Here is a 23,277-nt window from a genome sequence, read left to right on the forward strand (position 1 = left end):
TTTTCTATTGGCTTAATTGGTTATTGTATGATTCATTATAATATGAACATGATTTCATTAATTCTTCATGATTTCCTTTATCCAACATATTTCCATCAGATAAAACAATAATTTCATCAGCATTTTTTATTAATGGCAATTTTTGGCTAATTATTATAGTTGAACATGAATATTTATTTTTTATATTTTGTAAAACTTGGTGTGCAGTAATATTATCTAAAGCACTAGTTGAGTTATCTAATATTAAAATTTTTGGTTTAGTTAATAAAGTTCTTGCAATTGAAAGACGTTGTTTTTGGCCACCTGAAAGGTTTGTTGCCCCTTGAGTAATGACATGATCTAAATTTTCTTCAAATTTATAAACAAAATCATATGCACAAGCGTCACGTAATGCTTGATTTATTTCTTCATCTGTTGCATCATTTTTAGCAAAAAGCATATTTTCTTTTATTGTTCCTGTATTTAATAGGGCATCTTGGTAAACAATTCCGATTGTTTCATGTAAATTTTTTGTATTAACTTCTTTAATTTCATTATCCCCAATTAAAATCGATCCTTCATTATATAGATAGTTATTAACCAATAAATTTGCAAGTATGCTTTTACCACTACCAGTAGGACCAACCAATCCAAGAGTTTTTCCAAACGGTAGGCTAAAACTTATATTGTGCAAAGTATAATTTGAATTTGAAGAATAATATTTAAAGCTTAAATTTTCAACTTTTAAATCGAAGTTTTTTGTTATTTTTTTGCCATTTGATACATAAATTTTATCTTCGTTAGTATTTAATACTTCTATAACTCTAGTAGCAGAAATTTTTCCTTTTACAAATGCTGAAATAAATACTGCCCCCAATATAACGCCAAACGTTACATAAAATGAATAGTCAATAAAAATATTAAATCTTACAATTGTATCATATGTTGCTACATTGGAAATAACATCATGAACAACTAATGAATAAAGCACCACAACAAATAAATTGAATATTCCAAAGAATAAAGGAGCAATTCCTACAAAAATGCTACCAGCATTAACATTAAAATTCTTTCATGTTTTATTTATTTTTGCAAACTTTTCTTCTCTATTTTTATATAAATCATATATTTTTATTAAACGAGATCCTAATATATTTTCATCAACTTGCTTAGTTATTTCTTCAACGGCTAATTGAGCCTTTTTAATTGAAGGACTTGCTTTTTTTGCCATAATAGAAACTATTGTTAAAATTATTGGAACTAACAAAATTAATCCTATTGCCATTTTTACGTTATTCATGACGGCTAAAATACATCCACCAATTATCATTGAAATAGCCCTTGTTAAGACGTTTGTAGCACTTATTAAAAATTCTCAGAAAACCGCAATATCATCACTCACCCTAGTAATTAATGATTCGGGTTTCAAATCAGATATATTTTTCAAACTTAATGTATTTAATTTTCTAATGAAGTTTTCTCTAATATATCTACTACTTCTTTCTGCTGCATATACAATTAAGCTAGTGCAGCCAAATGTTAAAGACATTGAAATTATAGTTAAAACTATTATAGAATAAATCATATAATTACGAGCATTAATAGCGTTATTAAATGTAAAGTTTATTAATCCATTAAAAAAACTTAAATCTACTTGACTATTTTTATTTTCAATAAAAAGCAATCTAATGAATTGAGAAATCAATGTAGGAGTAATCAATTCAAATATAACTGAAATTAAAGAAATAAAGCTTCCTATAATAAACAATATTTTAATTTTTCATGGTAAAAATTTAATAAGTTTCAACATAATTTCTCCTTCTTTTAAATGTTTTTTATTGCCACTTTCAAGACTAATTAATAAATTATAATGAAACATAAAAAAAAGTAATAATTTAATGCAAAAAACACGAAAAAAAAGCGATTTTTCGCCTTTTTTTGTTTAATTTATTTTTTTAAACTAATTTTATTTATAAATTCAACTTCTATTCCATTTCATTTAGCAGTGATTGTATATTTTATATATTCTTTACCTTTGTTTGTATGTTTTTTAACTGAGATTTTTTCAAATGTTAATTCTTCTGGTAATTTGTATTCAAATTTAGAAATATCATCTTTAATTGCTTCATCAACTGTTTTTTTATCGCCAATGTATTTTACAGTTACTAATTTTCCAAAATGTTCTTTTAAAACTATTTTTTGCATAAAGTTTTTATCTTCATTTATCTTTTCATTAACATTGACACGTTTAGATGACATATTGCTAAAATCATTATTTTGAAAATCTTGAATAGAAACTATAGAAACTCTAATTGATTTTACTTTATTATTTTCTATTTTAGGAAATGAAAAGATATAAACATTTTGTAAATTAACCATATGTTTTGTATATTCAAACGCAAACATTGAATGTTTTAATTTTAATGTTGTTTTATCATAATCAAAATTTTGAACAGAAATGTAATTATCACCTTTTTCAATCATTTCTTTTTTCAATGTCTTTGCTTAAAAGACTAATATTTTTCAATTTTTCTACAAACATAAATGTTGAAATATTTTTAACTTCATCGTTAGATAATTTATCTTTGTTTTCTTTGAAATATTTCAAGAATGCATCTTTATTTAATTCTTTTACATCTTGGTCTTCAATAGTTGATGTTGGGGCTTGTTGGTCATCTATTTCAGTTTCATTATTTTGTTTTCTAATCTTATTATATTCATCAACACCCAATTTACTTAAATCAATTTCAACAAATTTTGATTTCTTAGTACTATTTTCATAATCTTTAAATGAAACAGTAAGATTAATCAAACACTTATCGCCTTCAAATTTTAATTCGCCTAATGTGTAATTAATTTCACTGTTTTTATTATTAATTCAGTATGATTTATTTTCTAATTTGTCAATAGATTTCTTTGAAATGTAATATTTGTCTTTACTATAAAATGGATAAATTGACGTTTCTAAAGCTTTGTTTAAAAGTTCATCTTGTTTTTCAAATGATAGCAATGCAATATTATCTAAACCGTTTGCAAATTTATCTAATTTAACTTCAATAGTTTTAGATTCACTTATTTCTTTATTTAAAAGACTTGACAAAGTTAAAGTCAATGTTATTTTTTTATCTTCAACTTTTAAATTACTTAATGCTACTGAATATGAGGCTTGGTCGTAGCCTTGAACTGCAAAATTTGGCTTTTTATCAAAATTGTTTATTTGTTTATTTTTTAAAATATCTTGATATGACTTGGCATTTGCAACTAAAACATTTGTTTTTTCAATTTGATCTTTTAGTTCTTTTCTTGCCTTATCTATTTTTTCTTGCAATTCTGGAGTTAATTTAAAACCTTTGATTTCATAAATATATTTTTGACTTGAGATTTGTTTATTTTTATATGATAAATAGTAAAGAATTGACAAGTCATATGTTCCATCTTCTCCTGTATTTTTAGTAATCTTTAATGAATCTTTAACAATTGAAAAGTTTTCTTTAATAGTTTTTAAAAATACTTTTGATGTGTCCGCGTCTTTTATGTATGTTTCTTGTTTGTTAGGATAGTCAAAGACTAGATTTTTTGAAACTTCTTTAAAATCTTCTTCTGAAACTTGATCTAATCCAGAATCTAAGTTTCCCAAATTACTTTCATAAACCTTGTTTGAAATAATATGTTTACCATTTTGTTTAAAAATTGCAACTTTATATTTCAAAATAAAGTTTCCTTTTTCATCTTTTGTTAATAATAATTTAGAGTTTAACTTGTCTCCACTTCTAAGAGGTTTTTCAGGATTTACCAATTGAACAGATACGCCTGATTTAGAATTTCATTTAGCAATAGCAAATTCTTGATTTTTAAAATCATATGCCCCTTCAAAAGCCATGATATTTTTGTTATTTCTTTCAAAAAGAATTTTGTATTTGTCTAGATTATTTAAAACCTTTTTAATAAATTCTAGATTTTCAGCATTTCATGTTATTTTTGAAATTGATTCTTCACCATATTTATCAGCATCATTTTTATTTGTTTCTTCTTCATGACTTGGATCTTCTGGTTTAACTTCAGGTGTTGTTCCTGGCTTTTCACCTTCTGGTTTCTTAGGTTCTTCTGGTTTAACTTCAGGTTTCTTTGTTTTTATGCAACCTGCTGCCACTAATGGTATTGCAAAAACCGAGGTTGCAACACTACCTAAGGCTAATAAAATTTTTGTATGTTTTTTCATTTTTTATATTTCTTTTCCCTTTTTCTTAAATTAATAATTTAAAAATTTATCACACGAATAAAGGCTCAAGTTCAAATGACTGGTTTTTTCTTTAAAAAAGAAAAATAAATAACCGTTTGGTTATTTTTTATTTAAAGATAATGTTTTTAAAAGAAATAAAAAAATAATAAATTACAAAAATTGTTACATTGATTTTTTGATTTAGCAAATATTATAATGTGTTTTTTTAGCCTATAAAAATATTTAAAAAACTAGCATTTTAAGCTAGTTTTTTAATATGGTACATCCTGTGGGGCTCGAACCCACGACCCAGGGATTAAGAGTCCCTTGCTCTGCCAACTGAGCTAAGGATGCGTGTTTTTGCGTTATTTATTATAACATAACTAAAACATTTTTTTAAAATTAAACAAATAAAAAGTAGCGTTTGCTACTTTTTTGTTACAACTTGATGATATGGTACGCGAGGAGGGACTTGAACCCTCACGCCGCAAAGCATTAGTGCCTAAAACTAACGTGTCTGCCAATTTCACCACTCGCGCATATGGTGCCGTTTATAGGACTTGAACCTACGACCTACTGATTACAAGTCAGTTGCTCTGCCAACTGAGCTAAAACGGCTTTTGTAAATGCTTTATTATTATATAAGGAAATTTTAAAAAATTTTACATTTTTATTCAAATTTAAAATTTTAATTATTCATAATATCTTAAAATAAATGTTGAAATATTATTTTTTACTATTACTATATGATTTTTTTATTAACTTTAATTTTTAAAGATAATAAATTAATATTTTTAATGTATGATTACATGGCAAGGACAAAATTATGTTTTATAAGTTATATAAAAAAAGAGGCCAATCAAGTTTTTTTGCAATAAAAAAATTTGCAAAAAATAATAATATCAATAAAGTTGGACATTGTGGAACATTAGATCCCGAGGCTGAAGGTCTTTTAATCGTAGCAACAGATGAAGATACAAAGGCCTTGTCTTTAATTGAAAATCAAAACAAGGAATACTATGTGGAAGCGAAATTCCATTACTCTTCAGATAGTTTTGATTTAGGAACATATGTAACTAAAATACAAAATTTTCAAATAATAACTAAATCTCAAATTATACAAGCACTAGAAATATTAAAAAAACAAACAAAACAAGTACCACCAATTTATAGTGCAAAAAAAATTAATGGAACAAGAGCATACAAACTTGCTAGAGATAATAAAGAATTTAGTTTAAAAGCCAATGATATAAAAATAAATAATTTAGAATTAATTGAATTTAATGAAGTGAATCAATCAATCATCATTAAGGTCAATGTTTCAAAAGGCACATATATTAGATCATTGATTCATGATTTAGCTAATATATGTAACACAGATGCAGTAGTAGTTGTTTTAAAGCGAATTAAAATTGGCAATATATGTTTAAATGGTCAAGAAGAATTTGAAAAAATTACAAACTTAAACGAACTTTTTAATGTAAAATTATTTAAGCTAACCAAAAATGATATTCAAATATTAGCAAACCAAAATTCAAATAGTTGCTACTTTGAATCATTGAAAAATTTTTGCGGAAACATTATTTTTATTTACTTGAATAACATAGTAGGATGAGGAAAATCAGAATTTGGAAATGTAACTATTTTCAAGCGATTTTTTAAACGCCTTACGATGTTAATTTCTAGCTAGGAGTAAACATGACAAAATACAAAATGATAGTATTTGATATTGATGGAACATTGTTGCCATTCGGAGTTACTCAATTAACACCTAGAATGCAAGAAATGTTTGAAAAATTAAAAGAACAAGGCTATGTAAATGTGTTGTGTTCTGGTCGTGATATTTTTACAGTGGGCGCCCAAATAGATAACCCTTATGTTGATTATTTTATAGGTGCAAATGGAACTTTTATTCTTGATTTAAGAACAAAAGAATATATTTTTGAAAAAACTATTAATTACAAAGATTTTGTTGAATTTAGAAAATATGCAAGCGAACATAAATTATCTTTTTCTTTTGTTGGAAACAAATGGGGATATTACAATGAATTATTTAATATAGATCATTGATTTTACAGACCATATAAAGACAAATTTATTCCAGAAAAAGAATTCGAATCGCAACATGATAAAAATTATTTAATTACTATTTCAACTCCAACACCATCTATAGTAGCAGCTGATTTAGAAAAATTCTTCAAAGAAAAAAATCTTGATTTATGAATTCTAGCTCAATGAAATGGTGGCATATTCATCTCTGCTAAAGGAATAACTAAGGCTGTAGGCTTAAAAATACTAGGAGATTTATTAAACATTTCTCTTGATGAAATGGTAGCATTTGGTGATTCAGAAAATGATATTGAAATGCTTGAAAAAGTAGGATTAGGTATTGCTATGGGCAATGGAGAAGATGTTACTAAAGATGCTGCAAATGAAATTTGCTTGCCAGTTACTGAAGATGGTCCATATTGAAAATTAAGAGATAAAGGATTTTTTGACTAATAAATTTCAACCTTATGGTTGATTTTTATTTATTTTATTTTAAAATACTTATATTAGGAAAAAAAACACATGGCAATTACAAGTACACAAGATCCAAAAATTCTAAAATATAAAAAATTACTTACTCCCAAAGGCAGACAAGAACAACAATTGTTTATTGTTGAAGGTTATCATTTAGTAAAAGAAGCAATCGAAGCAAATATAGTTATTGACATTTTAGAATTCAATGACATACTAACTTATAAAAACTCAACTCAAGTAACTAGAGCAATTATTAAAACATTATCAACAACGCAAACACCTCAAAATATCATTGCAATTTGTAAAATACAAAATTTAAATATTAAAGCAAATAAAATAATAGCCCTTAATAAATTACAAGATCCCGGAAATATTGGTACTATTTTTCGACTTGCTAAATCTTTTGGCTTTGATAGTGTTATAGTTGAAAATATAGATATATACAATGAAAAGATAATTCGTTCATCACAAGGAGCAATGTTTTCACTAAACATTATTAAGACAAATGATTTAAGCAAAGAACTGTCAGCCTTTAAAAAAGATGATTTTTTAGTTTATAGTACAACATTAAATAAAAATTCAATTAAGCTCAATGACATTGATTTTAGAAATAAAAAAATTGTTATTGTTTTAGGGAATGAAGGAAATGGTATAGACGAAAAAATTATTGACTTAAGTGATTTTAATGTTTACGTTCCTATTGAATTTGAAAGTCTCAATGTTGCTTGCTGCGGCGCAATTATTATGAATAAAATTTATAATGGAGATAAATAATGCAAGTTTTTGATTGAGATTTTAAAGCAAAGTTAAACATAAATGAACCTTTAACAATTTGTTTAGGTTCGTTTGAAACATTACATTTAGGGCACAACGAATTATTTAAAATAGCAAAAGATTTAAAGCAAAGTTATCCAGATCAAAAATTAGCAATAATGATGTTTAAAAATCCAGTTAAAAATTCTCAGGTATTAACAAAAAAAGCAATGCAACCAAAAACTAGATTATATACATTAGCAATGTTGGGATTTGATTATGTTTTTTTAGTTGATGTAAACCAAACGATATTGAATTGTAGTTATAGTGATTTTATTCAAGGATTAAAAATAAACAACGTTAAAAATGTTGTTTGTGGTCAAGATTTTAGGTTTGGGTTCAATAGAGAGGGTAACATTGATAAATTAAAAAAATATTTCAATGTATATGTTGCCAATGAATTAAAGGTAAATAAACAAAAAATTTCTTCAACAATAATCAATGAATTTATTGAAGAAGGAAACATAAATGGCTTGAACAAATTACTAATAGACAAATATTCAATAATTGTAAATTCTCAAAAATTTAATTTCAAATATCCAGAACATTTAAATCAATTAAAAGCAGGAATTTATATTGCCAATGTCGTTTGAAATAACATTGAATATCACGGCTTAATTTTTATAAATAAAAATCAATTTGACTCAAATAATAACCTGCAAGAAAACAACATAATTTATTTATTTGATATTGATTATTTTATTTCGAAATATCAAGAACTTTACATTGAATTTTTGCAATGCATTAGACATATAAATAATAATAGTGAAAATCAAATTTCAACAAATGATATTGAAATTGCAAAGAATTACTTCATTGCCAACAAAAAATAATATTAAACAAAAATAGCAAGTTTGTAACACTTGCTATTTTTTAACAAAATATATTATTTTAATTTAATCTTTGTTGTTCAAGTCAATATATTCAATATCGCCGTTTGAAATAACTTTAATTAACCCTAAATTATTTAAATATCCATATAGATCATTTAATTTTGAAATATTATTTTCTGTTCTTGCTATTAGTAATGTTTTTAAAATAGTATTAGTTAAATTGTTTTTTAAAATAGAACTTTTTGAATTGTTTAAAACTTGTTTTATTAAATCAAACATTTCCAACGAACTTATTTCTGATATTTTTCTATTGTCACAATCCTTTGGCATTCTAAAAGTATTTGGCTTTGAAACATCATGATAAAAGATTTCGCCATCAGGATTTATTAATTTTTCTAACATTTTATTATTAACAAAATAATTTATAGAATTTTCACAAAGAAATTTATAAGTATATTCGTCTTTATTTAAAGCTAGGTTCACGAATATATCTTTTATCATTTTATTGATTTCTTTTTCTCTATAAGTATGGCCATAATTAAACATTTGTTTAACAATTTCATAGCCATTTAACAAAGGATTTCTTTTGTTTGACTTTTCTATAAAATTTAGTGTCTTACGATATGAGTAATTAAACGGAAGTCATTCTTCAAAATTAAAATTATCTCTTTTTTCAATAATTTCAAATTGACTATTTTCAATCGTTTTATATTCATTTTGCTTTACAACAAATTTTTTTTGTTTAATTTGATTTACTTTATCAACTATTTTTTCTAATTCTCTTTTTTTGTTTTTAAATCAATTTAAAGATCAAATTCTGTGAATTATTCAACCTCTTGACTCAAGTAGCATTTGTCTAATCGCATCTCTATCACGAGCGCTTTTTGATGAATGATATGTGGCGCCATCGCATTCAATACCTAAAATATATTTCGATGGATTTTTATCATCAACAATTGCTAAATCTATTTTAAATTTTGAACATCCCACTTGAGTATTTACTTTAAATCCAAGCTTCTTAAGTTCATCATAAACTTGGATTTCAAACTCACTATCAAATATTTTAGTGTCATCTTGTAATATATCATCTGATTTGCTGTCGTAACCAAATTCTGCAAATTGTAAATATTGCTTTAAAAATCTTAGTCCTTCGTTTTTTAAATCGTCTACTTTTAAATCAGAATATGATATTGAAGATACAACAATAGTTGCTTCCTTGGCTCTACTTATTGCGACGTTTAGTCTCTTTTCACCGCCAACATTATTTAATGGTCCAAAGAATCTTGACAATCTTCCGTTTTTATCCCAACTATTTGTAATTCCTAAAATAATGATGTCTCTTTCATCACCTTGAACACTTTCAATGTTCTTAACAAAAATTTTATTTTCTGTGTCTAAATCCATATATTCAGGATTTTCATTCATAAATAAGAATAATTTGTGATCAATTAAGTTAGCTTGTTTTAAATTAAACGTTACAACTCCAAATGTTTTTGTATTGCCATAATAATCTTTTAATTGCTTTATTAATTCAATGATTCTATTTGCTTCAATTTCGTTTGTTTGATCTTCATAAATTCCATTAACCTTAATAAATGAAACGCCTTCAAAAGGAAGCAATTCCCCGTCTTTCTTGGCGGTTTTTTGATATGTTGGAAAAGTAATTAATTTATTATCATAAACGAACTTATTTGAAGGCAAAATTAATTCTTCAAATTTTGAACGATAGTGTCATTTTAATGCAACTTGTCTAAATGAGCTTTGCATTCTTTCAAGAAGTGAATCATAATCATTTTCTTCGTTGACTATTTCTTCGTCTTCGTTTGGTTCTTGCTCGCTAGACATAGTTTTAAAGAAATTAGTTGGTGGCAATTGATTTATATCACCAGCAATAATAATTTGTTTAGCCTTAATCATTGATATCAAGGCATTTTCTGTCGTTAATTGAGAAGCCTCATCAAAAATTACACTATCAAATGTAATGCTACTATCCGCTAAATATGTACTTAACGAAGAAGGAGACATCATAAAACAAGGCTTAATATTTTGAATTAAATTTGGAATTTCTTTAAATAGTTTTCTGATCGGTTTTTTATTTCTAACTTTTGAATATTCCTTCTTTAAAATTTCTAATTCATCATTGTATATTGTCGAATTTAACGTAGGCAAATTGTTTGATAAATTTTCAATTATTTTGAATTTAGCAATTTCATTTAGCTTTAAACAAGAGTCTTTAAAAACATTGATAATTTTTTCATATTCTCTATCGTTTCAATCTGCTAAATCAATTGATAAATAGTAATCAATTAAAAGTTGATAAAATCTTTTATTAAAAATATTTTCAATACTATTTTGTTTTAAACAATCAATATCTAGCAATTCAATAGCATCCACAAAATCATTAGTAAAGGGGTTGTCTTTTAATTCTTGTCTTGATTTTATATAACTACAATATGCTTCAGGATATTCATCAGAATCAATTAAAAAATTTAGTTTTTTTATAAAATCATTAACTTTATAATTTGAATTTGAATAATCTACATATTTATTGTTAAAGTAGTCATTGAATTTATCTTCAAAAGTCATTGAATTTTTATATAAATTTATGTAATTATTTGTTAATTGAATATGGCTTAATAAAAAGTTAAAAAAGCTAATTTTTAAATTTTGATCAAATTTTAATTCACTTAATTGATTATTAATAATTTCATATTTAGAAAATATATTTAGTTGTTGCTTTAAACTATTAAGATCCATTTCATTATAGTTTTCTTTAAATAAAAAAGGAATTTTATTTGTTAAAAGCGTAATTGCATTTTTAGCAAGTTGAATGTTGTTTAATGCCACTAAATCTTTTAACAAGTTTTTGTAATTTAAATTAGAAGATATAAAATTAATTTTTAATTCTTTTTTTATTGCTCTATATCTCTTTGAAAAAAGACGCTTAAAAATATTATTTCGAGATTTCATAAAATCTAAATTCTTATAAATTTCACTATTAAAAATATTTTGATTATATCTTGAAAGAATTCAGTCAATATCAGGTTGAATTCTTTCTTTTTGCAATAGTATTTCATTTAGGGTTTGTGTTGCATTTGTTTCATAATACGAAAAAATTTCTAAATATTTTGGATTTATATCTATATCTTGTATATTTGAAAAAATTTTAAAAAATGAATTAAATAATGAATAATTGCTATTTTTAATATATTGTTGATAATTGTTTGGAATTTCAAGATCTAAGAAATTGATTAGGCTTTGAATTTCATTAATTAAATGGCTAGAAATCTCTTTAATGTTTTCTAAATCTTGAAGCTTTACATCCAAAATCGAAAGCCCGTATCATAAACTTTCCTTAGCGTTGAAATTTATATTTTTATAATTTAAATTAAACTTATTTAAACTACTTTGAATTTTAACAAACTGTTCATTATCCATTTTTTCAAAATCTCTAATATCGAAATTTATACCTTTTGTATTGGCAAGTAATTTTTGATAATCACCAATCATTAAATATAATGAGCGACCTAATGGTTTTCTATTTGATAATATCTTTCTAACAAAATCATTCATTTTTTCTAACGAGTCGCTATATAAGTAATCATTATTAGCAATAACTTCATTACTTACTTTTTTAAATTTTTGACCGTCTTGCAATGTTTCATACAAATCATTAGAAAAATCTTTTTTATTGCTGTTATTGCTATGAATAAGTAAAATAAAATTAGCAAATCCAAGATTTTGGATTGATTTATAAACAACATCCAAAGCAGCCTTTTTTTCAGCAACAAATAGAACCTTTTTATCTCTTGCAATTAATTCACTTATTATATTTGCTATAGTTTGAGATTTTCCAGTTCCTGGAGGACCTTGAATAATAAAACTATTTCCTTTAATTGCTGATTGAATAGCTGCTTCTTGCGAAGAATTAGTCATTAGGCAGTGATAATAGCCTTTAGGAGAAACTATATTATCAACTTCTTCTTCAGAATACAAATATTCAGAACTAAAAACATTGTTAATCCCTGTCATTGCATTCATAATTTCTGAATTAATGATATTATCTTTATTTTTATCAACATCTAAATAAATGTCCATAGAAGAGAACCTAAAAGCAGACAATGAGGCTTCATCAACTATTTTTCAATTTTGTTTTATAGAATCATTGAACGAATTCATTTTTTGATTTATAAACTCAATGTATTGTGTATATTTATCATATAGAGAACCTTCAATATTATCAAATGCTTCAAATTTAATATCAAGTCCAAAATCATCATTTAATTTCTTTATCAATGAATTATTTACAACGAAATCATTGCTTTGAATAATTATTTTTTTATTTTGCAAGCCGTTTTCACTTTCAATTGAAACAGGTAAAAACAAAAGTGGGCTATAAACGTTTTTTTCTGTTTTATCCTTTCATTGAAGCCCACCAAAAGCCAAATATAGAATATTAATTCCTTGTTCTTCTAATAAAGTCTTTTGCTTTCTTTGCAATAACGACAATATTGCTAATAATTCTTTTTGAGAAGCAGAGGACAAAAATTCATTGCTTTCAACTTCAATGTCATCATCAGAATCTTGAGAACCAATAAATTTAAATTCACTTCTATTTTCAATTTTATCTAAAATTGATTTTATGTCTTCCTTTTCAATTGTTATAGTTGATGATTTATTTTTTTTATAATTTATCAATATATTTCTTAATGTTGTGTCTAATAGCTTATTCTTTAAAGACTCATATGCCAAAGTTTTTGTAATTAATTCTTTATTTTCCATTTCTAAATTATATTATTTTAATTTTAAAATAAATATTGTTTAATATAAGATTTTATTAGCATATTTTAAAAAACAAAAATTTTAACGCTTGATGAATTAAAAATTGAAATTTTTACATTTATTTAACGGTAAAATAATAAATTTATTAAAAAATGATTCAAAAACACCCCAACAAATGTGGGATGTTTGTAAAAAAAACAAGACTCGTTTTATTTTGATGTGAGTCTTGTTTTTTATTTCTAGTTGTTTTTTTCTATTATTGAACCCATTTCTAAAAAACCTTGAGCATCTAATGCTGCTCCGCCAACTAAAAAACCATCCAAATCCTTAATTTCAAGCAATTTTTCAATATTTTTTTGTGAAACTGAACCGCCATACAACACCGGAACTTGATTATTAGTAATTTTTTTAATTACAGATATTGCTTTTTCAATATGGTAATTTTGAGGAATTTTTCCATTTCCAATGCAATAAGTAGGTTCGTATGAAATAATTAAACGATTATAAACATCAACATCTTCTAAAGCTTTTAATATTTGGTTTTTTATAATATCTTCAAAGACTTTATCGCTACAATTTTCTTGATCTTCCCCTATACACAAAATAGGAATAATGCTAGTTTTTTCAATTTGTTTAATTTTTAAATTAATCAATTGATCAGTTTCATTAAATAATTTTCTACGTTCACTATGTCCTATTAAAACAAAGTCAATGTTCAATTCAACTGCTGATCTAAATGAAACTTCCCCAGTGTATGCACCTTTTTCTTTATAAAAAATATTTTGAACTCCAAACAAAAAATTTCTTTTATTATATTGTAAAGACAGAGACATTGCATCGAATGACAAAGCCGCTCCAATTATTACATTTTTAAAATTTTTAATTTTATTTAATGATTGTAGTTCATTTAAATAATTCTGACTTTCTAAATAAGATAGATTCATTTTTAAATTACCAATTAAATATTTCATATTAACCTCTTTTATTATCAAACTATTTTTAATGCTAAAAATGGAATCAATATAATTAGTATAATTAATCCATATAATATTAATAAAAGAAATGATAAATTGTTAATTGATTGATAGTTTCTTTGCTTTTCAGCTTTGAGTCTTTCACGTTCAAATTCTTGACGTTCTTTAGCAATAATAATATCCTTTTGATGAATTGTCATTCCTGAATAAAATTTGTCTTTTGCGCGACGCATTATGATTCTATTTCTAATTAAATTAGCAATAGGATTGACAATTCATTTTCCCATTCCTTTTCTATATACAACAATTATAAAATTTATAGTAATTGCAAAAATCATTGATACAGTCAATGAATTTTGCCAAGAATGAACATATTGACCATCATCAGATTTTTTTGAATATCTAACTATAAAAATTAATGCAATATAAATCACTAATGAAACAAAAAAATAACTAATCGTTGCTTTATTTCAAGCATTCTTTCAATATGATATTGATTTCTTTTGATTTCTAAAATTTTTTTGTTTTAATGTCATAACATTATTTTATATTATTTTTTAACAATGCAAAACAAATTTAAAATATATCTGATTAATGATTTTAAAAATAAAAATTAAATATTATTTTGTTTCTTTGTATACAAGGTAAATTAATTTATTTGATTAGTGAATTTATTTTTTTGTGATAAATTTCGTTAAATTTTTGTTTATCAAGCTCAACTTGTTTGAAATTTGTATATGAACTGTCTTTTTCGTTATTAACTAATTTATTAATATATGGGTTTATAAATTTTTCAATAAAATCTTGGCCATCTGGTTTTTGAAATATTTTATTTGAATTAATTTCTGCATCAGTCAAAGTTTCTACAAACTCTCAAATAGACTCGTTTAATGCTAACTTTTGACTTATAGAATCAATTTGTTCATTTAAAGATTGTGTTAAATTATCATTTGCATGTCATTTGTTAATTTCTTTAATAATTTGTTCTTTAAAATATTGATATTGATTTATTAATGGTATATATTTTTCTTTTAAATTGTTTTTAGCAATTTTATCGATAATATTTTCAATTACTTGGTCTTGGAATTTTTGTTGCAATGCCAAATTAATAAATTTAGTTTTTTGAATTCTAAGCGAGGTTATTTGTTTAATCTCGTTCAATTTATTTAAATAACTGGCAATATCTTTGCTATTAATATTATTCAATAATGCTTCTAGATTAATTGCCTTTAAAGTTAAAGATAAATTATCAGCAATTGATTTTAATTCGTTTCTTATTAATTTATCTATTTTAGAATTGTCTGCATCTAATTTAATTTTATTTTCAAGATTATTTAATTAGTTTACTAAATTATCAATTTTTGTTAAGTCTTTTAAAAGTGGTTGAATTTTAAGTATTTTTTGTTTAGCAACGTTTATTTTTTGTATTTTTTCATTTAAACTTTCTATTGATGATTCAGGGGATTCTTTATTAAAAGATTCCAATAATTTCTTGGCATCCTGAACTTCTTTTAAGGTGTTAAATTGTTCAGCTCCTTCTACCAAAAAATTATCTTTTAAATAACTAAAAAGATCAGTTTTTGCATCATTAAATTTTTTTAATAATTCTTCAGTTTTTTGTGCATTTTCATCTTTAGTTTGTGTGGTTTCTATATTTTGTTTAGGTTTTTTAGAACAAGAAGCTGCAACTAATGGGGTTATTAAAATAGTTGAAGATAACGGTAATATATAAAGTAATTTTTTTCTCATTTTTCTCCTATGAAGTGTGTAATATTTTTTTTAATTTTATATTCTTAAATTGTGCTATCAACTTGTATTTGTTATAAATCACGATTATTTTACCAAAATGTTCAATAAATTTAAGTAGTTTTATTAAAACAAATTATTTTTATAAACCTAAATAATCAAAAAAATAGTCTAATTTAGGCTATTTTTTTGATTAAAATTCTTCATTATTTTATATTAATCAATTTCAAGTGGTACTTCGCTATCACCGTCACTACTAAAAATTCCATTATTTGATTTATCAGGGCATATTACACTATAAGAAATTACTGGCAAATCCCTTAATCTTCCCTTTGATTTTAATTGTATTGAAATGGGGTGGCCAAACGGAATAAGTATCTTAGGCAATGTAACCTTAAAATATTTTACAAAATCTGCATCATTTATTACATTTTTATATGCTTTATAAACTTGCGAATTTATTCCACTAGTTTGTTTATTTCTTATGTTGTTTTCAATTTGTTCATCAATAGATTTATACTTATTGATTATTCCTTCTAAAATTCTTTGTAATTCTTTTGTTCCACGTGCAGGGTCATTTAATATTTCTTTACCTTCATTATTTAGAGTGAAACCAAATTGGTCTCTAATATATGACAATTGGCTTTGGCCTAATTGACCTTTTGCTCTCTTATTAGGATCTATAATGTCGCCAGATTGCGATTGTCCACTCGAATCTTCACCTGTGGTTGTAGAATCTTGAGATTGTCCACTCGAATCTTCACCTGTGGTTGTAGAATCTTGAGATTGTCCAGTCGAATCTTCACCTGTGGTTGTAGAATCTTGAGATTGTCCAGTCGAATCTTCACCTGTGGTTGTAGAATTTTGACTATCATTTGTTGTTTTGCATCCTGCTGCAACTAATGGCATTGCAACAACTGAAGTTGCAACGGCACTTAGTATTAATAAGCGAATTTTATTTCTCATATTATTCCCCCTGAATATAAACATATCGTTCATCTTCAATAACTTGTAAAAATTGGTTACTTCTTAATTTACATATTATACTATATTTTATAAATATAGTATCTGATTTTAAATTTGTATCACCATATCCAAGTTCTAATTTTAATGTATGATTTAATAAGTATTTCGAATCAGGCAATGAAATTTTAAAATATTTTAAAAATAACTCATCACTGAATATGTTTGACTTTTGATCATCTTTTTTGTATTTATCATTGAGTTTATCAATGATTTTGAATAAAAATTTCTTATTCTCTTGATTAAGCGGTATTTTGGATTCAAAATTAAAACTATCATAAATTGCTGCAAGCATAGTACTAGACATGTTTTGATTATTATTAGATAAAACATTATATTTAGTATGACATGGGCAATTAATTCCTTCAATAATCTTGGTTTTTAATAAATCATTTTTGGCTTTTAAATTAGAGGATTTTTGGCATGAAACTGCTGCAATTGTTGGAATTATTAAAACTATTGGTAAACAAAATAGTGTAATCTTTTTATTCATTATTCTAAATCTAATTTTATTTCTTGATCTTTGGCATCATATGTTTTTACATCTTTGCAATATATGTCATAGATTAATGAAATATTGTTATTATTATCAATTTTAAAATTAATTATCAATTGGTGATTTACACCTAAATTCGGCTTAACCACTTTAAACAATTTTAAAAAGTTTGCATTATTAATTAACCTCAAACCTGCTAATTTATTATTTTCAGAAGGGCTAAGATTAATTTGCAATTCATAATCTTTACAAATCTTTTTTAGCTCATCTGCCAACGCCTTATTGCCATAATTATTTTTTAGTATTTTGCTCTGTTCAGTTAGTTCGAAAACAAAATCATTTTTGATTGCTTCTAATTGAGAAGAATTAAAAATTCCACTTTTATTAGTGTAAATTTCATTTGCTTTTGCTGTATTTTCATCTGTTGAAACACAAGATGCTGAAATTATTGGCGAAGCTAAAACTAGAACTGCCCCTATAGATAATATTATTTTTTTCATATGTTTTTCCTATTCTATTACAATATCTTGCAAGTAAGACAACCCGTCATAACTAATTGGTTTATTAATAAATTTTTGGTATATTACTTTTGAAAAACCAACAGTTTTAATGATATTTTCAAATGAAAAGGTATAAGAAAGTAAACTGTTAATATCATTAATTATATTTAATTGGTCTTGGTAAGAGATATTTTCTAAGTATTTTAATATAATTGATTTTATTATAAAGAAATTTTTGTTGTAATCTTCTAAATTTTTGTTAAAAATTTCATTATTTGTAATTAGTTTTGTTTTATTTAATTCATTTAATATTTTTTTGGTATTTTCTAGAATAAAACTATTGCTTTTAGTTAAGCTAGAAATTTTATTAAATATTAAAAACAATTTATAGTTTTTAGCAATAGCTGTTGCTATAAATTCTTTAGTATTTGATTTTAAAAGTTCAAAGCTATTATTGCAATATATTGAAGCATCTTGATTAAAATACAAGTCATATTTTGCTAAATCATCAATAACTACAAAATTTGGCTTTAAATGTTTATTTACTGCTTTAAATATTGTTTTGATATGTTCCAAAACATTTTGCCTTTGGTTATTAAATTGCAAATTCAAAAAATTTAGTGGAATATCAAATTCAATATCAGCAGCATCTGGATGTTGTTCATAAAACTTTTTGATTATATCATTTAGTTGTTTAGATATTTCTTGAAAATAAGCTGATTTTAATTTGTAATCAAGATTGCTTGATTGAAGATCGTTTAATATTTTTTTGTTTGCAAGATAATAACTATTGTCAATAAAGTCAAGACTATTTTCATGAACATTTTTTGGAATCAATGGCTTAAAAATGTTTACCATAGAATCTTTTAAAACATGATAATTAATTCCACTATCAAAGCTTGAAATATCTAAATCGCTTGGCGCTTGAGATGTTCAAATATCACCTTGGTTAGCCAACATCCCATATTGATTAATCAATTGGTGAATCAATAATAAAAAGGCAATATTTTTAGATTTTAATATCTTATTTATATTCGTATTTTCATTTAATTGGTTTGCTTTTAAACCATATGCTAGCATTGAAAAACTATCATTAAAAAATTTTTTATTTGCAGTTGGCATTCAATTAATAGTAATATTATTACTCAACTTATTTTTAGAAACATTGCGAGTATAGCTTATATTAAAATCATTATATTTATGCAAAATTTCTTGTTGTTGATTTATGTCAAGATCGTCAAAATTCAATGTAGTTACAATATTTTGCAAAAATGCATGATACATTTGCATACCAAAAGTATTTTTTGATATTGGCAATGTATTAAATTAAAAATCAATTTTTGAAATTGATTTTTTATTTTTATCGTAAAAGAAATTCTTTAATAATTTTATTTCATCTACATTTACTTCATTAATGAAATAATATGACGCATAATATCTATCTTTAAAAGTTTTATCATATTCATAAAATCAGTCAAGGTTTGTTAAAAAATCTTTATATTTTTCATTAATGATTTCATAAGGCATTGCATCAATGTAATTTGAATGTATAAACAAATTGTTAAATAAATCAACTCAATCATGTTCAATATTATCAGCACTACAAATACTTAAATTTTTGTCGTTAAAGTCTAGTAATTTATAAACATCAACATTGTAACTTTTTAAATATTCAAACAAATCAAAATTATTCAATTGATTTTGCTTTAAAAAATCTTGTTCTTTATCTTTATTAAGTGGAATATTATTTTTTAATGCTCAAGATTTTCTAAAATTTTTATTTAAAAGTAGCATTCTTAAAAGACCTAATTTGAAATCTTTTACATTTACTCAATGAACTTTATTGTTTATATTTCTAATTCCTTGCCAATTAATTCAATAATTTTTTCTTTGATTTATGCTGATTGAAATATTTTTTGCTTTTCTTAGAGATTCAATGAATTGTTTGCTATTTATAGACATTGAATTTTTTGAAGGAACGAACAAATATGGATTATTAAAACCATTGCCCTTGTCTTTGCTGGGGTAATATTTGTTGGGATCTTGTTTATTCAATTCAATGTTTTGATAGTCAACATTTAGTTTATCATCACTATTGAAAAGTTTATCATTAATTTGAATACTATTACCATATTCAAATTTATAACTTAATTCAGTCGGGCGCAAAACTATATTATCCCTAAAGTCTATTTTAGGTTGATTTTTTGAATAAATTCTAAGAACTTTGGCTCCTGTCATTAAATTTATTTCTTTTAAATTTTGGTTTTTGAAATTTGGTATTGAACTGCCATATTCTAAATAAGGATTTGCAACATTAAGCTTTTGAATATATTTTTTCTTATCTTCATTAAAATTATTAAATTTACAAGATATTGATATCGCAGATGTCATTGTAAATAATGCTAACATTGAACTTAAAATAAGAATGTTTTTTTTCATTTTTACCACCTTAAAATGCCGTTGCTGTATGAGTGTGAAAACATAAAATAACTATAGTTAATACTAGTCCTAAACTAAATAAAGCAAATGAAGTATATAAAACTTTTGGGGATTGATTTCGAACATGGATAAATTCTGGAACCAATTCAAATATGGACATAAATGTAATAATTCCTCCACCTAATGCCAAAAACGAAGGGATTATTCAAAACACTTTACTATGTTCAATATATTGACCAAGCAATCCGCCAATTAACATAAATGGGATAATTAATAAAAATGTTAAGAAGTTGTATAGTATGGCTTTTGATTTCTTTTCTCCATATTGAATTTGACGATAATAAACAACTAAAATTTCAAGTAATATATGAATATTAAATGTTATTATTAAAGGAATATTTGCTTTATATGTTCCACCAATTGATGTTAATGTATAAACATTATATCCCAAAAATAGTCCATCAATAATTCTATGACTCATTAGCATTAAAATAGCGCCTCATGCTGCTCTTGGATTGTCGAAATCTTTTATTGAAAATAAGTGGTCCGAGTGATTGTGTTTATCGTGATCTGCATGAACGTCTGTTTTTAAATACTTTACGAAAATGAACCTTCCTAAAATAACTAAAATTAATCCCAATAATGCTGATAAACCAATTATTGCAGCTTGGATTCAAGGAATATTAGTTTCAGAATAAACTCTTAATCCATGCAAATAGCTATTAGATCAATCAAAACTTTCTTTAAAGAAACCTACAGTGCCAATCATTAGAAACATTCCCGTAGCAAATGCATAAATATAAATATTTTTCTTATCAGTAATTTTTAATTTAAATATAGAAATTACGCCCAAAACTAATGAAGGTACGCCCAATAATATTAAAATATAGATTATTAGATTTACAAATGTTGCTAAAGTTATATTTCCGTTAAATGCACTTGTTCCTATAAACATGAAATTCCTTTCTATTTCGTTTATTATACAATAATTTTTAAACAACTATACAATAAAAAATGATAAAATTGTTATATATTATGAAAAAAAAGTTTTATTTTAATTCTATTTTAATTGCTAGCTCACTTAGCTTTATGCCTTTAATTATTTGTAGTTGTCAAACTAAAAAAGATAACTATATTATAGAGGGTAGCAATGCTTATATAGATATTTCAAAAATTTCTAGAATTTTTTTGCATAGGTTAAGCATAGGTCAGATTGCTGCATTACACAACATGTATAAGATTTTTTATTACTATGATAATTCTAATAAAAAGCAATATTATGACTCTGCATATGTAAATGACCAAAAGCTATATTTAAGAAATGCAAATAAAAATGTTGAATATAAATTAAATTTTCCAATTAAACCTTCTTGAAAACAAGAAATATCAAAATTTGACAATATTAATATTGTAAAAAGCAATAAACCAAGCGATATTAATAATTTTTTAAACGAATATAGTTTTGATGAAGTAGATTCTGCAGGCGATGTTAATGACGAATGATATAGCATATTAGGCGATAAACGAAAAAAAGACTTTAATAGAAATAATGATCCTTATTTTGAATATATGCAAACTGTTATTTTTAGATTAATTCAAGATACAGAATTAAATTATTCAATAATGAAATCTAAATATTTAATAAATTCTAAAAGAGAAAATGTAATTACACAAAATTTATTTAAAAACAAATACATTCAAGCTAGTTCATGATTAAATGATGAGGAACATGAGCAACATCGTCAATGATTCAAAAAATTTTTAGTAATATACTTAAATAAATTTAATGTCAATGTCGGGGATGTAGATATAGATTGGAAAAATGCAGAAATTGTAAGGTCTTTTTCTGGAACCACTGATTATATAAAATTTAAATTCAAAGATATTAAAGATTGAAACGGAAAATCATTATTAAGAAATGATAAAAAAAATATTGAATATTACATAAATGGTTTTAGAACATATGCAACTAATCAAAAATTTGGTGTTGGCAATCAAGGTTTAAAAGAAGAACTACCATTGTTCAACGATTACGTGCCAAATCCACTTCTTGAAATTGATGGTATGAAATTTATGAACATTATTGATAATATTAACTATTTTGTTAAAGGCGCAACTGATATTAATTATTGAAATGCAAAAGGATTAATGTATCTTTTTCAAAGCTTCAAAAATGAACCTGGTTTCTTTAAATTAGCAGTTCCTGAATATAAAAAAAATGAAGATAAGGAATATAAAATTATTGATTTTGAATATACTCCATATTTTAAAACAAATCAAATTTTTAAAGCAATAGTAAGGGTATTTAAACTAAATGGTACATATAAAGATTATGTTTTAATATCTTCCAATTTTGATGATCACGGTCACAGATTAAAAGGTTTAATTACTAAAAATGCTTTGCCAAATGAACTTAAAGCTTCTGATATATATTCAATTAGAGCAGATAGTGAGCCAATTAAACAAGGAATCAAATTAGATGATTTCATTGATAAGAATAATAAAAATAGTGTTTTTAGATATATGTTAAATGAATCTGCAAAAAAACTAGAAAATATTTTTGAATATTGAAACAATAATAATAAGCAAAATTATGAAGTTGCTAATTTATTGCTTGCCAAAGATCCATTCCAATTAAAATTACTAGCTTCTTATTTAAATAACTACTTATTAGCATATGCACTTGAAAATAAGGAAGGTGAAGTATTTAGTGGAATTAAACGCATCGATCTTAACATAGTTAAATTACCAAATCAACCAATTGGAAGATTATATTTAAAAATGGATTTTGTTTCATATGCCAATAACCAAGATTTCAAATTCAAATCAAAAAATGAAAAAATTGTAAAAAGTGTTTATTTATATTGAAATGGATTTAAAGGATATGACCAACAAAAATATGGAAATGAATATTTTACCATTGATAAAATTACAGACGGAGATAATTAAA

At 24.4% G+C, this 23,277-nt stretch carries 17 protein-coding genes, 3 tRNA genes and 1 pseudogene; 5 read left to right on the top strand and 16 right to left on the bottom strand.

Going from position 1 to position 23,277, the window contains the following annotated elements:
* Window positions 1-4 precede the first annotated feature (4 nt).
* The 6 genes from MHO_RS01320 to MHO_RS01345 all read right to left on the bottom strand — a co-directional run bounded on the left by MHO_RS01320 (window position 5) and on the right by MHO_RS01345 (window position 4,816).
* Complete coding sequence (locus MHO_RS01320; RefSeq protein ID WP_012855509.1) at window positions 5-1,789, bottom strand: ABC transporter ATP-binding protein; 1,785 nt, start codon at window positions 1,787-1,789, stop codon at window positions 5-7.
* Window positions 1,790-1,926: 137 nt separating this feature from the next.
* Complete coding sequence (locus MHO_RS01325; protein WP_041359603.1) at window positions 1,927-2,475, bottom strand: hypothetical protein; 549 nt, start codon at window positions 2,473-2,475, stop codon at window positions 1,927-1,929.
* Window positions 2,444-4,198 carry a variable surface lipoprotein gene (locus MHO_RS05440; RefSeq protein ID WP_012855511.1) on the bottom strand — a complete coding sequence of 585 codons (1,755 nt, stop codon included), beginning with the start codon at window positions 4,196-4,198 and terminating at the stop codon, window positions 2,444-2,446. Before MHO_RS05440 ends, MHO_RS01325 begins: the two co-directional genes overlap by 32 nt.
* A gap of 278 nt (window positions 4,199-4,476) precedes the next feature.
* Window positions 4,477-4,552: transfer RNA gene (locus MHO_RS01335), tRNA-Lys, on the bottom strand.
* Between the two features lie 100 nt (window positions 4,553-4,652).
* Window positions 4,653-4,737, bottom strand: a tRNA-Leu gene (locus MHO_RS01340).
* Between the two features lie 3 nt (window positions 4,738-4,740).
* Window positions 4,741-4,816 (bottom strand) — tRNA-Thr (locus MHO_RS01345).
* 208 nt (window positions 4,817-5,024) lie between these two features.
* Between MHO_RS01345 and truB the strand changes: the two genes are divergently transcribed.
* The 4 genes from truB to MHO_RS01365 all read left to right on the top strand — a co-directional run bounded on the left by truB (window position 5,025) and on the right by MHO_RS01365 (window position 8,367).
* Complete coding sequence (gene truB / locus MHO_RS01350) at window positions 5,025-5,888, top strand: tRNA pseudouridine(55) synthase TruB (protein ID WP_012855512.1); 864 nt, start codon at window positions 5,025-5,027, stop codon at window positions 5,886-5,888.
* A gap of 8 nt (window positions 5,889-5,896) precedes the next feature.
* The gene (locus MHO_RS01355; RefSeq protein WP_012855513.1) at window positions 5,897-6,700 is read left to right on the top strand and encodes a YcsE-related riboflavin metabolism phosphatase; all 804 of its coding nucleotides are present in this window, start codon (window positions 5,897-5,899) and stop codon (window positions 6,698-6,700) included.
* Window positions 6,701-6,769: 69 nt separating this feature from the next.
* On the top strand, window positions 6,770-7,495 hold the full coding sequence (locus MHO_RS01360; RefSeq protein WP_012855514.1) for a TrmH family RNA methyltransferase: 726 nt from the start codon (window positions 6,770-6,772) through the stop codon (window positions 7,493-7,495).
* A complete protein-coding gene (locus MHO_RS01365) occupies window positions 7,495-8,367 on the top strand; it encodes an FAD synthase (protein WP_012855515.1) in 873 nt (290 codons plus the stop codon). Before MHO_RS01360 ends, MHO_RS01365 begins: the two co-directional genes overlap by 1 nt.
* A 63-nt stretch (window positions 8,368-8,430) precedes the next feature.
* Here MHO_RS01365 and MHO_RS01370 read toward each other — a convergent pair whose 3' ends face one another.
* The 10 genes and pseudogenes from MHO_RS01370 to MHO_RS05465 form a co-directional block, all read right to left on the bottom strand.
* Complete coding sequence (locus MHO_RS01370) at window positions 8,431-13,149, bottom strand: DUF4011 domain-containing protein (protein WP_012855516.1); 4,719 nt, start codon at window positions 13,147-13,149, stop codon at window positions 8,431-8,433.
* 239 nt (window positions 13,150-13,388) lie between these two features.
* A complete protein-coding gene (locus MHO_RS01375; RefSeq protein WP_012855517.1) occupies window positions 13,389-14,120 on the bottom strand; it encodes a triose-phosphate isomerase in 732 nt (243 codons plus the stop codon).
* 14 nt (window positions 14,121-14,134) lie between these two features.
* Complete coding sequence (locus MHO_RS05445; protein ID WP_012855518.1) at window positions 14,135-14,659, bottom strand: hypothetical protein; 525 nt, start codon at window positions 14,657-14,659, stop codon at window positions 14,135-14,137.
* 118 nt (window positions 14,660-14,777) lie between these two features.
* Window positions 14,778-15,329 carry a hypothetical protein gene (locus MHO_RS05450; RefSeq protein ID WP_012855519.1) on the bottom strand — a complete coding sequence of 184 codons (552 nt, stop codon included), beginning with the start codon at window positions 15,327-15,329 and terminating at the stop codon, window positions 14,778-14,780.
* Window positions 15,330-15,461: 132 nt separating this feature from the next.
* Window positions 15,462-15,872 carry a hypothetical protein gene (locus MHO_RS01390; RefSeq protein ID WP_012855520.1) on the bottom strand — a complete coding sequence of 137 codons (411 nt, stop codon included), beginning with the start codon at window positions 15,870-15,872 and terminating at the stop codon, window positions 15,462-15,464.
* 213 nt (window positions 15,873-16,085) lie between these two features.
* Window positions 16,086-16,835 (bottom strand): variable surface lipoprotein, encoded by a 750-nt coding sequence (locus tag MHO_RS03130; RefSeq protein ID WP_012855521.1) that lies wholly within the window; start codon window positions 16,833-16,835, stop codon window positions 16,086-16,088.
* Window position 16,836: 1 nt separating this feature from the next.
* Window positions 16,837-17,385 (bottom strand): hypothetical protein, encoded by a 549-nt coding sequence (locus tag MHO_RS01400; RefSeq protein ID WP_012855522.1) that lies wholly within the window; start codon window positions 17,383-17,385, stop codon window positions 16,837-16,839.
* Window positions 17,385-17,888: a hypothetical protein gene (locus MHO_RS01405; RefSeq protein WP_012855523.1), complete on the bottom strand. Its 504-nt coding sequence runs from the start codon at window positions 17,886-17,888 to the stop codon at window positions 17,385-17,387. The genes MHO_RS01400 and MHO_RS01405 overlap by 1 nt, the downstream gene beginning before the upstream one ends.
* A gap of 9 nt (window positions 17,889-17,897) precedes the next feature.
* Window positions 17,898-20,327: pseudogene (locus tag MHO_RS05940) on the bottom strand (OppA family ABC transporter substrate-binding lipoprotein).
* 10 nt (window positions 20,328-20,337) lie between these two features.
* Complete coding sequence (locus MHO_RS05465; RefSeq protein ID WP_012855526.1) at window positions 20,338-21,282, bottom strand: ZIP family metal transporter; 945 nt, start codon at window positions 21,280-21,282, stop codon at window positions 20,338-20,340.
* 80 nt (window positions 21,283-21,362) lie between these two features.
* On the opposite strand from MHO_RS05465, the gene MHO_RS05470 reads away from it, so the two are divergent.
* Complete coding sequence (locus MHO_RS05470) at window positions 21,363-23,276, top strand: MAG3240 family lipoprotein (RefSeq protein ID WP_012855527.1); 1,914 nt, start codon at window positions 21,363-21,365, stop codon at window positions 23,274-23,276.
* The last annotated feature ends 1 nt before the right edge of the window (window position 23,277 follow it).

The sequence above is a fragment of the Metamycoplasma hominis ATCC 23114 genome (assembly GCF_000085865.1).
In the GTDB taxonomy this organism is placed as follows: Bacteria; Bacillota_I; Bacilli_A; order Mycoplasmatales; family Metamycoplasmataceae; genus Metamycoplasma; species Metamycoplasma hominis.